At 71.4% G+C, this 14,324-nt stretch carries 14 protein-coding genes and 1 tRNA gene; 12 read left to right on the top strand and 3 right to left on the bottom strand.

Going from position 1 to position 14,324, the window contains the following annotated elements:
* Window positions 1-8: 8 nt before the first annotated feature.
* From WG209_RS12465 to WG209_RS12435, 7 genes are read left to right on the top strand one after another with little or no spacing between them, the layout of a single operon-like run.
* Window positions 9-971: a hypothetical protein gene (locus WG209_RS12465; RefSeq protein WP_337175374.1), complete on the top strand. Its 963-nt coding sequence runs from the start codon at window positions 9-11 to the stop codon at window positions 969-971.
* Window positions 972-973: 2 nt separating this feature from the next.
* The gene (locus tag WG209_RS12460) at window positions 974-1,312 is read left to right on the top strand and encodes a hypothetical protein (RefSeq protein WP_337175373.1); all 339 of its coding nucleotides are present in this window, start codon (window positions 974-976) and stop codon (window positions 1,310-1,312) included.
* The gene (locus WG209_RS12455) at window positions 1,309-1,764 is read left to right on the top strand and encodes a hypothetical protein (protein ID WP_337175372.1); all 456 of its coding nucleotides are present in this window, start codon (window positions 1,309-1,311) and stop codon (window positions 1,762-1,764) included. Before WG209_RS12460 ends, WG209_RS12455 begins: the two co-directional genes overlap by 4 nt.
* Window positions 1,761-2,072, top strand: coding sequence for a hypothetical protein (locus tag WG209_RS12450; RefSeq protein WP_337175371.1), 312 nt, complete (start codon window positions 1,761-1,763; stop codon window positions 2,070-2,072). Before WG209_RS12455 ends, WG209_RS12450 begins: the two co-directional genes overlap by 4 nt.
* A complete protein-coding gene (locus WG209_RS12445; protein ID WP_337175370.1) occupies window positions 2,069-3,367 on the top strand; it encodes a hypothetical protein in 1,299 nt (432 codons plus the stop codon). Before WG209_RS12450 ends, WG209_RS12445 begins: the two co-directional genes overlap by 4 nt.
* The gene (locus WG209_RS12440; RefSeq protein ID WP_337175369.1) at window positions 3,367-3,897 is read left to right on the top strand and encodes a hypothetical protein; all 531 of its coding nucleotides are present in this window, start codon (window positions 3,367-3,369) and stop codon (window positions 3,895-3,897) included. Before WG209_RS12445 ends, WG209_RS12440 begins: the two co-directional genes overlap by 1 nt.
* Window positions 3,898-3,914: 17 nt before the next feature.
* On the top strand, window positions 3,915-4,244 hold the full coding sequence (locus WG209_RS12435) for a hypothetical protein (RefSeq protein ID WP_337175368.1): 330 nt from the start codon (window positions 3,915-3,917) through the stop codon (window positions 4,242-4,244).
* A 655-nt stretch (window positions 4,245-4,899) separates the two neighbouring features.
* On the opposite strand, the gene WG209_RS12430 is transcribed toward WG209_RS12435, so the two are convergent.
* A complete protein-coding gene (locus WG209_RS12430) occupies window positions 4,900-5,148 on the bottom strand; it encodes a hypothetical protein (RefSeq protein WP_337175367.1) in 249 nt (82 codons plus the stop codon).
* 531 nt (window positions 5,149-5,679) lie between these two features.
* Between WG209_RS12430 and WG209_RS12425 the strand changes: the two genes are divergently transcribed.
* The 4 genes from WG209_RS12425 (at window position 5,680) to WG209_RS12410 (ending at window position 8,738) form a co-directional block, all read left to right on the top strand.
* Complete coding sequence (locus WG209_RS12425; protein ID WP_337175366.1) at window positions 5,680-6,078, top strand: hypothetical protein; 399 nt, start codon at window positions 5,680-5,682, stop codon at window positions 6,076-6,078.
* A gap of 199 nt (window positions 6,079-6,277) precedes the next feature.
* Window positions 6,278-6,520: a hypothetical protein gene (locus tag WG209_RS12420; RefSeq protein ID WP_337175365.1), complete on the top strand. Its 243-nt coding sequence runs from the start codon at window positions 6,278-6,280 to the stop codon at window positions 6,518-6,520.
* Window positions 6,510-6,827 (top strand): hypothetical protein, encoded by a 318-nt coding sequence (locus tag WG209_RS12415; RefSeq protein WP_337175364.1) that lies wholly within the window; start codon window positions 6,510-6,512, stop codon window positions 6,825-6,827. The genes WG209_RS12420 and WG209_RS12415 overlap by 11 nt, the downstream gene beginning before the upstream one ends.
* Window positions 6,828-6,830: 3 nt before the next feature.
* Window positions 6,831-8,738 (top strand): DnaB-like helicase N-terminal domain-containing protein, encoded by a 1,908-nt coding sequence (locus WG209_RS12410; RefSeq protein ID WP_337175363.1) that lies wholly within the window; start codon window positions 6,831-6,833, stop codon window positions 8,736-8,738.
* A gap of 454 nt (window positions 8,739-9,192) precedes the next feature.
* On the opposite strand, the gene WG209_RS12405 is transcribed toward WG209_RS12410, so the two are convergent.
* Together WG209_RS12405 and WG209_RS12400 are read right to left on the bottom strand one after the other, a co-directional pair.
* Window positions 9,193-10,104, bottom strand: coding sequence for an HIRAN domain-containing protein (locus WG209_RS12405; RefSeq protein WP_337175362.1), 912 nt, complete (start codon window positions 10,102-10,104; stop codon window positions 9,193-9,195).
* A gap of 191 nt (window positions 10,105-10,295) precedes the next feature.
* Window positions 10,296-10,368 (bottom strand) — tRNA-Ala (locus WG209_RS12400).
* Window positions 10,369-10,961: 593 nt separating this feature from the next.
* Between WG209_RS12400 and WG209_RS12395 the strand changes: the two genes are divergently transcribed.
* On the top strand, window positions 10,962-14,324 hold a 3,363-nt coding region (locus WG209_RS12395), incomplete at its 3' end, for a pre-peptidase C-terminal domain-containing protein (protein ID WP_337175361.1).

The raw sequence follows: 14,324 nt of genomic DNA, 5'->3' as shown, positions 1-14,324 counted from the left end.
TGGCTATCGTGTCGATCCTCCCGAAGAAGACCGGCTCCCGGCACTCGGCGAACCTGACCGGCCGCTCCTACGCGGTCGAGCTGATCGCCGTCGTGGACGACCTGGCGACGGGCCCCAAGGCGCTGCGCGACCAGCTCGCCGCGGCCGGGTTCGTCGCCGGCCAGGGCTACCAGTGGCCGCTCCCGCCCGCGTCGGCCGCCGAGAGCGACCCCGCGGCCCGGCTGACCGGCATGGAGGTCGCCCAGGACGCGACGGACGGGCGCAACTACACCGTCACCCTCGCCTACCAGACCCACGACCCCGAGAAGGACAACGGGGCCCAGGGGGGCGGCGCGGCGACGGGCTGGGTCATGGCCCCCTGGCTGGCCATGCCGACTCTCGATTGGTCCAGCGACGACGTCGACTTCTACCCGACCCACGACCGCGAGGGGAACCCGCTCGTCAACAGCGCCGGGGATCCGTTCGACCCCGGACCGTCGATCAAGCTGCCCACCCCGATCGCGACCGTCGCGCGGGTCGAACAGGGTTTCTTGCCCGAATGGATCACCGCGTTCAAGGGCCGGGTGAACGACGCCCCCTGGATGGGCTACCCGGCCGAGAGCGTGCTCTGCAAGGACATCACCGCCAAGCGGGCGAACGACCCCGACTGGGGCGGCCTGTACACGGTCACCTACACCTTCGCGTTCCGCCCCCCGATCACGTCGCCCTCGGACAAGGTGATCGTCGCCGGCTGGGATCTCATGATCGCCAACCTGGGCAAGCGTCGGATCGTCGCCGGCAAGCCGGAGGAGATCCGCGACAAGGACGCCCAGCCGATATCGGACCCGGTCTTCCTGGACCCGGACGACGGGTCGTACGACCCGGACAGCCCGCCCGAGCCCAATTACAAGGTCGTGCCCGTCTATCCCACGGCCGACTTCGACTTCTTCAACCTCCCCCCCGCCCTCTTCGACTACAACCCGGGGCCCTGACGATGGCTGAACCTCGCGGCGTGAAGCCGACCGTCGACGCCTGGCGACGGACCAGCAAGGCGGTCCGCGCGTGGGAGAACGCCCCCGTCGGATCGCCGCGACGAGGCCCCTCGGGCGTCTCGGCCCCCCCGACGTGGGTGGCCTTCGGGACCGTCAGCGAGGAGATCGCGGCGGGATCGTGGGGCGCGCCGGGCGAGGGCAAGGCGACCCTCGAACACAACGGCCGGGAGGTCGACGTCATCAACCGGCTCGTCGACGAGGACATCGCCGTCGGCGTCAACCTGATCATGCTCTGGACCGCCAAGGGCTGGCACGCCTTCGCGACCTGCGACGCCCCATGAACCAGATCAAATTCAAGGGCCTGAAGACGGGATGCGGGTGCGATCCTCCCACGCCGGGGTGCCTCATCGATACGGCCCCGCTCGCCTCGCGCCCCCCGATTTACGCCACGCTCCGTCATCGCTTCTACGATTTTTTCGGCGGCGGCACCTGCGGGGAAATGACGCGAAGCCTCGCCTACGTCCACGAGGGCGGCGGGATCTGGTATTCCGCGGCCGTCGGCGCGGGGCCCGCCTCGCGGCTGCAATTCGGCTGCGATGAAATCGGCGTCTACTTCCCGAACGTGGTGGGGGGCCCCCCGTGTTTCCGGGGCCCGATCTTCGCCGGATGGCAGACGCTGGACGCCTCGCAAGGAACCTTGACCGCCACGTCGTCGCCGTGGTCGGTGTCCTTCGCGACGAGCTACGTCGGCGGGGTGCCTCACTGGGTCGTCTCGCTGGAGTTGAGCCTGTGACGGCATCCCAGCTCGACGCCGTGGTCTCCGCGACGGGCCACGATCGCTATCGCTGGCTGACCTCCGAGGCCAACCCCGACGCCGACCAGCGAGAGGGATACCGCCGGATCGTCGCGGCGAAGGCCGAGGCCCTCGCCGCCCCCGACGTCCGGCCCGACCTGGGCGACCAGCTGCGGCTGCTCAAGCTCGCCCGCGAGTGCCCCCATCGGGAGGCCGCGGAGTGCGGGTGCAATTACGGCCGATGCGCCCTCGACGGGCGGGACAAGTCGGTCCAGGACTGCCTCGAATGCGTGGGGGGGGCCCGATGAACTGGCTGCGACTGAACAACTGCCGGGGCGAGGTCATCGCGGTGGACGCGGGGGCCGTCGTCCTGAAGGCGAGCGAGGCCCCGAGCTTCGGGGCCCCGACGGCCGAGCTGCCCCTGCGCCTGGGCGTCTTCGACGCCGACGAGGCCCTCGTGGGCGTCGTCGTCGCGACGGGCCGGGCCGGGACCACGCTCACGCTGTCCGAGGGGACGGCGTCCGTCGGCGACACGCTCGCGTCGGTGCCGCTGGCCCAGGACTGGACCGACGCGCAAGACGCCCTCGCGGCCAAGCAGGACGCCTTGCCGGCGTCGGGCGACCCGACGAAGGTCCTCAACGGCGCGCTGGAGTGGATCGCGATCGCGGGCGCCGACCTGTCGGGCTATTACGACAAGGACGACGTCGACGGGCTGCTCTCGGGCAAGGCCGACGCCTCGGCCCTCGCCGGCTACGCGACCGCGTCGGCCCTGACGACCGGCCTGGCGACCAAGGCCGACGCCTCGGCCCTGGCGGGATACTACGACAAGGGCGAGGTCGACGGCCTCCTCGCCGACAAGGCCGACGCGGCCGACCTCGCGGGCTACGCCACGACCTCCGCGCTGACGGCCGGCCTGTCGGCCAAGGCGGACGCCTCGGCGCTGTCGAACTACGCGACCACGTCGGCCCTGACGAGCGGGCTGGCGGGCAAGGCCGACGCCTCGGCGCTGTCGGGCTACGCCACGACGTCGGCCCTGGCGAGCGGGCTGGCGGGCAAGGCCGACGCCTCGGTCCTCGCCTCCTACGCCACGACGTCCGCGCTGACGAGCGGCCTGGCGACCAAGGCCGACGCCTCGGCGCTGGCCGGCTACGCCACGACCACGGCGCTGACGACCGGGCTGGCGGGCAAGCAGGACAGCTTGCCGGCGGGGTCGTCCGGCCAGTTCCTGGCCCACGACCGGATCTTCAGGACCCCGCCCAAGGGCCTGATCCACCTGGGCCGCTGGTCGACCCCGACGACATCGGCCGGCTCCACGGGCGAGATGGACGGGCGGCTCGTCGCCTCCCCCGTCGCGGCCGTCCCGGCCTACGTCGTCCTCTCGGCGATCGTCAACACGACCGGGGCCAGCGTCCAGATAACCGTGGGCGGCTCCAACCTGTTCGCCTTGGCGATCACGCTGGCGGGCGGGACGACGGCGCCCACGGCGTTCACCGCGTTCAACCTCGGCTCGATCCCGGCCCTCGCGGCGGTGAAGCCCTCGATCACGGCGATCGGCGGCGACGTCCGGGGCCTCGTGGTCGACGTCTACGGCCGGGAGGTCTGATGGCCATCCCGACCGTCGTCAACGGCGACTTCTCGGTCCCGGCCCTCACGCCGGGCAACTTCGTCACGAATCCGACCGGCGCCGGCGTCGGCTGGACCTGGGATCCGGGCGTCGGGTCCAACTGGTGCCGCGTCTACGGCCCCGGCGCCAACTCGTGGCCCGACCAGTCGGCGTCCCTCTTCGCCAACAACAGCAGCTCGACCGAATCGGCCTGCTACCAGGACCTGGCCTTCGACGGGTCGCCGTGCCGGCTGAAGATCACGGCCCGCCGCGTGTCGACCCACGGCCGGCTCCGGGTGACGGTCGGCGACCTGGTGCTCATCGACGAGACCGGCGTCACGGGGACGTGGACCGACTGGCATGAATTCGTCTTCGAAATCGCCCCGGCCGCCGGGGTCCACCGGCTGAGGATCGCGAACCGCGGCTACACCGGCCACCAGGTCGGCCTCGCCCGGGTGGTCATCGAGTCGGCGGGCGGGGGGAGCGTCCTGCTCTGCCTCCAGCCCGACGTCCACGGCCTCGTCGGCTAACCCTGGAGACCTCGACAATGCCCGTCATCAACGTCCCCGTCCCGGACCCTCGCGAGCCCGGCCGCGTCGTCGACGCCTGGATCTACGCCGAGGAAATCACGCTCAACCACGCCCGGGAGGAGGTCAAGATCCTGGCCCGGGGCTGGAATTCCACGACCGCCGCCCACGACCCGGACGCCGAGAGCTGGACGCGGTCGCTCTACTTCCCGGGCCCCCAGTATCGGGCGATCGTCGCGGCCAACCCGTCGCTGTTCGTCGGCGTCGCCGGCCAGGCCGACGCCCTCATCCAGGCCGCCCTGGGCGGGGAGGTCAGCCCGGCGACGCTGCCGAACTGGGGCGGCGAATAACGCGGAAACTGCATCCAAACGTGATTGACGGGCCTATCCCGATTGCGGGATGATGGGGGACTGTACGGCCGGGTGCCTCCCCGGGCCCGAACGACCGGACGCCGACGTCCGGCCTACCCGCGGCGGGGTCGATCCGGGGGGCCAAGAGGGCCGCCGCATGCCGCGCGGCGACCGCCGAACCGCACACCCGCCGCCGTCTCCCGCGAGGGGGCCGGCGGCGTTTCCTTTTGGCGTTGACGCGCGCGCCGATCCCGATACGATGCGCGCGTCCTCGACGGGAGCCCCGGGGCCACAACGGCCCGCGGTCGACGCCGGCCTACCATCCCGGGTGGTCGATCCCGGGGCCTTAATCGGGGATCGCGAGGGGGCTCGCGATCCCGCCGTCGAGACCGACCGCCGCCATCCCTCGGCCGAGGGTGGCGGCGGTTTTTTCATGCGCCGGGCCGGCGTCCGGCGGACGGCCCTCGACGCGCCGGGCGGGGGGCGCTAGAGTCGGGCCAACGGTCGCGAGGCGGGGCCCCCCGCGCGCGACGGGGGCCGCGACGGCCAGGATGGCGGTCGCGGCCCGTCTCTCGCCCCCTCCCCTCCCCCGGCCGGGGCGGGGGAGGGGCTGTCATCAAGGTTCGCACATCCGACAAGGTCGCGGCCGCAAGGTCTACGCGGCCGTCGCCTCTTCTCCGGGATTCCCGGATCGGAACGAAACCACGATGCCCCGGGTGGCCGCCCGGAGCGCCTCGTCGACGATGTCGCTCCGCGACACGCCCCGCTTGGCCGCCAGGATGGTGAGCCGGAGGTCCACCTCGGCCTCGATCATGATGGTCCGCTTCAGGCGCTCCCCCTCCTCCGGCCTGGGCCTCTGGGCGGGTTTACGTCCACGCTTCTTCGCGCCTTGATCCGTTTCCATGTCTCCCTCTCGCCTCCCCGGGTGGATATCCATCCCACGTCACGACACGTCATCGGCGCGAGGGCGCGCGCGGCTTGACCCCGATCGGCCGCCGGGACGGATCGGCGGGAAATCCCGGGAGCCCCGTTGACAAATGAGGACTGAGCAGGTACTATCTGGTTGTGGACGCGAGAGAGACGGCCACGAGACGCGAGGCGAGGGGGGACCGGAGATGAACGCGACCAGGGTCAAGGCGGAAGCGGCGGCGATCGACGAGGCGGCCCTCCCGGCGAGCTATCACGACTGCCGGACCTTCGCCGAGCGGATGGTCTGGATGCGGCGAGAGAACCGCCGCCGCTGCGAGGCCGCCGCCGCCCGGAAGGCCGGGACGCCGGCCGGCGGCGGGGGGTTCGAGCTGGCCCCGCCGGCCGGCAGACGGGCCGGGGCCCCGGGGGCGGAATCCCCCGGGGCCCCCTTGACCGCTGGGGACTACGCGGGTAGTGTCCCGTCGACGCGGGCGGTGCCGCGGCCGGGGCCATGGGAGTCGAGAGCGTGGAAGAGAAGCGGCCGAAACAGACCAGGACGTCGGGCCGGGAGCACAAGGTCATCAACGTGACCCTGCCCGAGGAGACGCTGGAGCAGCTCGCCGCGGTCGAGTCGACCCTGCCCGGGATCAAGGGCCGGTCGGCGACGATCCGCTACCTCGCGGACAAGGAATACGAGTCGCTGCGGCGCGAGGGCGTGCTGTCGCCCCCGGCCGAGGTCGTCAAGACGGCCGGCGGCTGGGGCCTGGCGCGCCGGACGCCCGCGGGCCTGGAGATCGTCGGCGAGTACCCGACGCGCAAGCGGGCCGAGGCCGCGGCGGCCGGGAAGGCCGAGCCCGATCCCGGCCCGGAGACCAAGCCCAAGCCCAAGGCCAAGGCCGAGACCAAGGCCCGGCGCCGGTCCTGACCGGACGCCCCCCCGCAAACCCCGTGCGATCGGGACGTGTCCCGAGCACGCATCCGTTGCCGCCTATCCAGGCGGGCTGTAACCTTGAAGCGGCTCGGGTGACGCCATCCGATGCCCGACAACCCGGAACGATCGACCGCCCTCGCCCTGTCTTGGCGGATCGGGCACGGCGGACGATCCCAGCTTACGAGCCCCATTCATGGACAGAGAGATTCGCCGCGGCGGGCGTCGTCCCGCCGCGAGGGACCCCCGCGCGCTTCATTCCGCCCCCCCCGCGATCGAGCCCCTGGGGAGGACGCCCCACGGCCGGGCGACGGCCCCCCGGCCGACGATCGAGCCCGTCGCCCGCCCCGTCCCGGCCGATGCCTGGCCGGCGTGGACCGACCTGGTCGTCTGGTCCGCCCCCCTCGACGAGACGGAAGGGGGCGCCGATGTCCGCTGACCGCCGCACCAAGGGCCGGGCCCACCGCGACGCGACGGACCTCCGGGTGCTGGAGGGCCGGATCCTGACCGCCGTCGCGGTCCTGTCCCGCAAGCTCCCCCCGACCTTCCACGAGCTGGCGACGTCGCCCGTGCTGAAGGGCGTCGGCTCGGCCGCCCTGATCGCCGCCCTGGACGACCTGGCCGCCCGCGGGCGGATCGGCGTCGAGATCGAGCCCCACCCGGATTGCCCGCTGTTCGGCGCGCCGATCGTCCGCTACCGGGCGCTCGCGCTGACGTCCGGGTCCACGCTGAAGGGGGGGGCCTGAGCCATGACCGCCCTACCCAGGCCCCCCGCCGGCCCCGCTCCCGGCGCCCGCCCCGTTTCGCCGGTGATCGGCTTCCCCGCCGCCGCGCTGGGGGACCGGATGCCGCCGGCCAACATCGAGGCCGAGCGCAACGTCCTGGCCGGCTGCCTGATGGCCGCCGACGCGCGGGACGAGACCCTCGTCGCCGACGTGGCCTCGCTTCTGTCCCCCGACGACTTCTTCCGCGACGCGCACCAGGTGATCTTCCGCTCCATCCTGGTCCTGCACTCGAAGGGGGTCGGCGTCGACGCGACCACCGTGGCCGACGACCTGGAGCGCGCCGGTCAGCTGGAGCGGATCGGCGGCGACGACACGCTGCTGGAGATCGCCTGCTCGATCGCGGGCGTCGCCAACTGCCGTCACCACGCCGAGATCGTGCTCCAGAAGGCGACGATGCGGCGGGTCGCGCTGCTGTGCGCCGAGACGCTCGACGCCGTGTACTCGAATCGGTACACGTCGACGGACGTGGTGCGGAAGGTCAAGGGGGGGCTGACGATCATCGAGGTCACGACCCCGTCGCGGGACGACGACGAGTTCGAGATCCGCGACCACCCCACCCCCCCCTCGGCGAAGGCGTTCCACGGGCCGATCGGGGCGATGGTGGAGGCGATCGACCCCTACACCGAGGCGTCGCTCCCGGCGATACTGCTCCAGATGCTGACCGCGTTCGGGTCCATCGTCGGCCACGGCCCGCACTGGGTCCACGAGTCGACCCGGCACCACCTCAACCTGTTCGCGTGCATCGTGGGCCCCACGGCCCTCGGCCGCAAGGGGACCGGCTGGGGGTACGTCGGCGACAACTTCGACGCGATCGACTACGACTGGCGCAAGGAGCGGGTGAAGGCCGGCATCAACTCCGGCGAGAAGCTGATCGAGGAGGTCGGCGACGAGATGGAGCTGAGGACCGGCGGGATGGTCCGCGGCGTCCAGGACAAGCGGCTGCTGATGTACGAGCCGGAGTTCGAGCGCATCCTGTCGGTCTTCACGCGCCAGGGGGACTCGCTCTCGGTGGTGCTGCGGCAGATGTGGGACCACGGCGACAACGGGGCCCTGTCGCGCAAGAACCCGGTGACCTGCACGGGGGGCCACATCTCGCTGATCGGCCACACCACGCCGGGCGCCATCCGGGAGCAGCTCTCGCTCGCCGAGGTCGCCAACGGGCTGGGCAACCGCTTCCTCTGGTGCTGGTCGATCCGCTCCAAGGACCTCTCCGGCCATCGGGGGGGGCGGGCGTTCCGGAAGTCGATGATCGCGCCGATGCTCCAGGTCCTCCGGCGCTCGGCCGACTTCATGCGGGCCCACGAGGACGCGGCCCGGATCCCGATGACCCTGGACGCGGACGCCGAGGAGCTGTGGCGGTCCGCGCTCAAGAGGTTCAACGAGCCCCGCCCGGGGCACCTGGGGGACATGCTGGTGCGCGGCCCGGCCCAGGCGATGCGGATGGCGGCGATCTACGCGGCGGCCGACGCCTCGTTCGAGATCGCCACGCCCCACCTGGAGGCGGCGCTCGAGCTGTGGGACTACTGCGTCCGCTCGGTCGAGTTCATCTTCGGCGACCGCCTGGGCGACCCCGACGCGGAGAAGCTCCTCAAGGCCCTGAAGGACGCCGGCTCCGACGGCCTCCCGCAGTCGCGGATCTACCGGGAAGTCTTCGGCGCCAACATGCCGGCCGACCGCCTGGGCCGCCTGCTGGGGCGGATGACCCACTCCGGGCTGATCCACCGAGTGGTCAAGAAAGGCGTGACCGGCTCCTCGAAGCCCGTCACGACGTGGAAGCTGGGGATGGACCTTCCGACACCCCCCCCCCCTGCAATTAACGCATCGAACGCACTTCCACGCACTTCCCCCCCCGAGGGGCCGCCAATCTTCTGAGGCGCAACGACTTAGGCCCCGTCTAGGCGGTTCGCCGCGTCGGGGCCGTCCCACCCCCCCCCTACGCATTTAACGCACTTGCTCGGGGGGCGTCGGAGCAAATGCGTTAAATGCGTAGGGGGTCCGAAAATCCGGGCTCGGGCCGATTCAGCGGATCGGCCTAAGCTCTAACGACTTGTGGCGACCGCCCGGGGGACGGCGTGCAAAGGCGTTCGATGCGTTAAATGCAGGGGGGGGGGGGCAGCGAGAGCCGTGTCGGAGATTGACGACCGCGCCGCTTGTGACACCCCACCCTCCTCGCCGCCGCCCCTATCCCGCTTACCTATGCCTCTCCCGAGGCAAAGCCTTCCCGATCCCTTCGACCCGGCCGGGCCCCTGGATACCTGGCCTATAGTCCACTGGAGACCTTGCGATGAACGTTCCGCGAGAAGGCGACACGTCCACCGGGACGACGTCACCCCAGCTCGATCAGGATGTTGACCCCACGGCTCAGGCCCTCGCCGCCGCCGGTGACGTCGAGGATGACGGCGCTCGCCGTGAGCCCCGTTCCCATCTCGGCGACGAACGTCGCGGCCAGCCCCGTCTTCAGGTACCCGATCCGATGCCGCTTGCGGCCGAGGACGCCCTTGGCCTCGACGTAGACGGCGACGGCGTTCGGGTCGACGGGATTGTCGGCCTCGTGGACCAGGGCGAGCCTCATGCCCGGCTTGCAATGGCGCGCGATCAGTTCCTGCCGGTCGCAGCCGTCCTCGTTCCGGTGGGTGACGCCCACGACCTTGGTCCGGGCCGTCTTCCTCGGCCCGGCGGCCGGGGCCGGGAGCCCCTTCGCCTCCACCTTCCGCTCCGCGGCCTCGGCGAGGTTCGCCGCGGTGCCGGCCGCCTTGCTAATCGCCCCCAGTACCTTGGCGGGCCGGAGGGATACCTTGGGGACCTTCCGCTTGCCGGCGGCAACCTCGACGGCCGCGCCGACGGCCCGGGTCGCGCTTCGGCCCACGGCGACGGCCGTCTTGCCGGCGTCAACCGCGATCGCGGCCGTCTCGACGGCGGTCCTCGCGGTACCGACGGCGAGGGACGCGGTGGCGATGAACTCGCCGGCGACGTCGCTCGCGGACTCGGCGCTCCTGGAAGCTTCCCTCATCATCCCGAACGTCGCGACGAGCACCAGGGCGCCCATGTAGAGCGAGACGCCCAGCGACGGCACGGCCATGAGGAGGAACAGCCAGCCGCCGAACGCCGGCATGAAGTAGTAGGCGCCGCCCACGCAGACGAGGAACGTGGCGAAGGCGGCGAGCGAGAAGATGCTCAGGAGCACCGACGCGAGGATGCCGAGCTGGAGGCGGACGACGCCCAGGGGGTCTCGAAGCATTGCCGTGACTCGTCGGCCATGGCGAGGCTAAGGAAGGCCCCCCGCCGGCCCTGTCATCTTGGCGGATCGAACCGGCGGGGGGAGCTTACGAGGCGTTGGACGGGCCTCCGTGCGATGAACCCGCGATGGTATGCGCCAGTATACCTCGGGTCAATCGCTCTTTCCCGTGAGTGTCGGCCGGCGTCGGCCAGTGGAGCGGAAGGGGATCGAACCCTCAACCTCAGCATTGCGAACGCTGCGCTCTCCCAATTGAGCTACCGCCCCTGAGTCGTCGACCGCCGATGGTCGAATGAAAGTCGCCGAGTATCAGCGACTGCTTTCGACCTCGTGTTCCGCCGCGAAGGGCGGACTCGACCCAGGGGAGTATAACCGGCGACGGCGTGGCTGGCGAGGGGGAGCCGTCGAATTTTTCGCGGAATCGCGCCACGGCCCTCGGCAGGCCGCCTCGGTCGGACGCGACCACGACGGCCCGGGGAGACCGGTGTCGGCGGCTGGCTCGCGATTGCCCGCGCGAGGTACACATAGTCTCCGCCGAGACGAACGTGGCTTCATCGACCACTCGCCATCATCGTTCTCATGCTTGTAACCCTGGACGCGGGCTCCATTGAAATCCAGCATGTAATCGCGGTAGATGCTTGAAATGTTCAAGCAACAACAATACTCTTTCCCTCCTGCACTATCTCGACAAGACCGAACGCCATCAATCCCTTGAATCTGAAGCTGGGCTAATAATATCCCAATCATGCCCACGAAGGGCGGAGACGGACTCAGAGGCAACGGAATCCCCTCCCAGGCACCCGCGACGCGGGCCTTGGCCCCTACACCAACGACTCGGCACCAGAGGAAGGCGCATCCCTATGAAGCGATCGACGCATCGGAAGCATGGCCAGGAGCGGCGGGCCCGGCGGCGGAACGAGGCGAGGGCGCGGGCGAGGTTCGCCCCGTGGTCCACGTGCCTGGAAGACCGGACGCTGCTATCGATCTCGATCGTCGACGTCTCGCTGCTGGAGGGGAACAGCGGCCCCGTCCAGGTCCAAGGGTCGTTCGAGTCGAGTTCCGAGACCGATTATTACCAGTTCCAGGCGACGGCGGGCCGGACGCTGCTGTTCGACGCCACCACCGCGAACGCCCCCGGCTCGTGGTTCCTGTACGGACCTGACGGCACCCACCTGGCCGGCGCCGGCTTGAGAAGTGACTTCGAGGGCCTCCTGCCCTGGACAGGGACGTACACCCTGGCGGTCGCGGGGCCGGGGGGGACTCTCGCCGAGCCGAATTACAGCTTCCGGATCTTCGACGTGACGCCCCCCGAGGTCGCGCTCGGGTCGAACTTCGGCGCGGTCCAGTCCGGGACGCTCGCCGCTGGCCAGAGCCGGACGATCGAGTACCCGGCGTCGGCCGGCCAGCTCGTCTATTTCGACAACCTCCGACCCGGCTCCGGCGCCGCCGTCCAGCTCATCGATCCCGCCGGCAACGCGGTCTACTCGATCTCCTCCGCTTTGACCACTTCCGACCCGTCCTCCGCGCCGGTCGTGCTGCGAATGTCGGGGACGTACCAGGTCCGGATCACCGGCACGGGGGATTACAAGTTCCGGATCCTCGCGCTGCCGCAGGCGGCCCCCAGCCTCAGCCTGGGGCAGGTCGTCCAGGGAGGCGTGCCCGACTTCGAGACCGATTTCTACAAGTTCGACGGCGCGATCGGACAGCGGCTGATCTATGACGGCCAGGGGACCAGCGACAGCACGTACGTCTACCTGATCGACCCGACGGGGGACGTGGTCTGGCTCAGCGGGAACGACGCGCGCGGCGACTCGACGCTCTTCCCGCTGGCGGAAACCGGGACGTACCTGCTCGGCGTCCAGGGGCGGAAGGCGGGGGCTTCGGACTACAAGTTCCGCCTGATCGACGTCGCCGCCGCGCCGACCGTGGCGTACGCCGTCGGCACGACGCAGTCGGGGACGCTCAACCCGACGAAGGAGGTCGACACCTACCGGTTCAGCCTGGCGGCCGGCCAGCGCGTCTACCTCGACAACCTCGGCGGCGCGGGGGACACCTTCGGCGCCCAGTGGAAAATCTACGACGAAGCCGGCCGGTGGCAAGGCGACTATCTCTACCCCGGCGCAAGCGGCGGCTCCGGCGACGGCGAGTTCGTCGCCCCCAGGGCCGGGACCTACTACCTGGCGATCGAGGGCCAGGGGGGCGCCGCGGCCTTCTCGTACAGCTTCCGGATCCACGCCACCGCCGACTCGGAGGCGGCCCTGACGCTCGGGACGCTCAAGAGCGGCTCGATCTCCGCCCCCGGCGAGCAGGACGCCTACACCTTCGAGGGCTCGCCCGGCCAGCGGCTCTACCTCGACGGCCGCGCCGCCGCCGCCGGGTTCCGGGCCGCCCTCTACGGCCCCGCCGGCGCGACGGTCCTCGGCTTCGCCGACCTGCAGGGCGACCGCGGCCCGGTGACGCTCGCCCAGGCCGGGACCTACCGCCTGGTGGTCGACGGCTCCGGCGACGCGACCGGGGCCTACTCCTTCCGACTCTCCGACCTCGACCAGGCCCCGACCGTCGCGTACGCCGTCGGGACGAGGCGGGACGGCACGCTCAACCCGACCAACGAGGTCGACACCTACAGCTTCAGCCTGGCGGCCGGCCAGCGCGCCTACCTCGACAACCTCGGCGGCGCGGGGGACACCTTCGGCGCCCAGTGGGACGTCTACGGCCCGGACGGCCGCCGGCTCGCCGGCGACTACCTCTACCCCGGCGGCGGCGGCTCCGGCGACGGCGAGTTCGACGCCCCCGCGGCCGGGACCTACTACCTGGCCGTCGCCGGCCGCGGGGGCGCCGCGGCCTTCTCCTACTCCTTCCGGATCCACGCCACCGCCGACTCGGAGGCGGCCCTGACGCTCGGCGCGACGGCCTCCGGCTCGATCTCCGCCCCCGGCGAGCAGGACGCCTACACCTTCGAGGGCTCGCCCGGCCAGCGGCTCTACCTCGACGGCCGCGCCGCCGCCGCCGGGATCCGGGCCGCCCTCTACGGCCCCGCCGGCGCGACGGTCCTCGGCTTCGCCGACCTGCAGGGCGACCGCGGCCCGGTGACGCTCGCCCAGGCCGGGACCTACCGCCTGGTGGTCGACGGCTCCGGCGACGCCACCGGCGCCTACTCCTTCCGCCTCTCCGACCTCGACCAGGCCGTCGCCTACACGGCCGGCACCGACCGGTCGGGGACGCTCACCCCGGGGCGCGCGACCGACCTCTACAAGTTCACGGCCGCCGCCGGCCAGACGATCGCCCTCGACCTCCAGGCGCTGACCGGGGGCGACGTCAGCTTCGGGGCGCAATGGACGCTCTACGGCCCGTCGGGCCGGCAACTGGCCGGTAACTGGTGGTACAACGGCACGAGCGATACCAGCGTCCTCGCGCCGGAGACCGGGACGTACTACCTGGCCATCCAGGGCGGAAGCGACGCCGCCTCGATCGGCTACGCCTTCAAGGCGACCGTTTCCGGGACCGGCTCGGCGCCCACGGACAACTTCGGCGCGGTCCGTTCGGGGACGCTCGCCGCCGGCCAGGTCGTGACGTCGACCTTCTCGGCCGCGGCCGGGACCAGGGTCTATTTCGACAGCCAGGACCGCGGCAACGATCCCCTGTACGCCACCCTGACCGACCCCGACGGCCTGGTCTTTTACACGGCCTATATCGACTCGTCCGACTACGGGCCTCTCGCCCTCCCCAAGGGGGGGACGTACACGCTCACCATCCGGGGGAGCAACGCCACCTCCACCGGCTCGTACCGCTTCCGGCTGCTGAACCTGGCCGCGGACTCCACCCCGCTGACGCTGGGGGCCGCGACCAGCGGGACCACGCCGAACCAGGAGGCCGACTTCTACCGCTTCACCGGCGCCCCCGGCCAGCGGTTGCTGTTCGACAGCCTCGCCACCGGTTCCGAGCTGACCTACTACACGCTGTTCAACCCCGACGGTTCGTCCGTCAGCTCCGGCTGGGCGTATAACGACGACGGCCCGTTCACGCTGACCCAGGCGGGCGAGTATTACCTCCGCCTGGATCCCCAGAGCGCGACGGCGACGGATTACGCGTTCCGGCTGATCGACGTCGCCGCCGCCCCGGCGATGGCCCTCGGCCTGGACGAGGCCCGGTCGGCGACGCTCGACCCGGGCCGCTCGGCCCACGTCTACCGCTTCGACGGCGCGGCGGGCCAGCGCGTCTTCGTC

This window comes from Paludisphaera sp. (assembly GCF_037189885.1).
Taxonomy (GTDB): Bacteria; Planctomycetota; Planctomycetia; order Isosphaerales; family Isosphaeraceae; genus Paludisphaera.
The sequence above is the reverse complement of the archived record's forward strand: the minus strand, read 5'-3'. Positions and strand labels throughout refer to the sequence as shown.

Bases quoted from the DNA above. Each gene is read 5' to 3' on its own strand.
- WG209_RS12460 (WP_337175373.1), top strand. From the start codon at position 974: ATGGCTGAACCTCGCGGCGTGAAGCCGACCGTCGACGCCTGGCGACGG.
- WG209_RS12455 (WP_337175372.1), top strand. From the start codon at position 1,309: ATGAACCAGATCAAATTCAAGGGCCTGAAGACGGGATGCGGGTGCGAT.
- WG209_RS12445 (WP_337175370.1), top strand. From the start codon at position 2,069: ATGAACTGGCTGCGACTGAACAACTGCCGGGGCGAGGTCATCGCGGTG.
- WG209_RS12440 (WP_337175369.1), top strand. From the start codon at position 3,367: ATGGCCATCCCGACCGTCGTCAACGGCGACTTCTCGGTCCCGGCCCTC.
- WG209_RS12435 (WP_337175368.1), top strand. From the start codon at position 3,915: ATGCCCGTCATCAACGTCCCCGTCCCGGACCCTCGCGAGCCCGGCCGC.
- WG209_RS12430 (WP_337175367.1), bottom strand. From the start codon at position 5,148: ATGGAAACGGATCAAGGCGCGAAGAAGCGTGGACGTAAACCCGCCCAG.
- WG209_RS12420 (WP_337175365.1), top strand. From the start codon at position 6,278: ATGGACAGAGAGATTCGCCGCGGCGGGCGTCGTCCCGCCGCGAGGGAC.
- WG209_RS12415 (WP_337175364.1), top strand. From the start codon at position 6,510: ATGTCCGCTGACCGCCGCACCAAGGGCCGGGCCCACCGCGACGCGACG.
- WG209_RS12410 (WP_337175363.1), top strand. From the start codon at position 6,831: ATGACCGCCCTACCCAGGCCCCCCGCCGGCCCCGCTCCCGGCGCCCGC.
- WG209_RS12405 (WP_337175362.1), bottom strand. From the start codon at position 10,104: ATGCTTCGAGACCCCCTGGGCGTCGTCCGCCTCCAGCTCGGCATCCTC.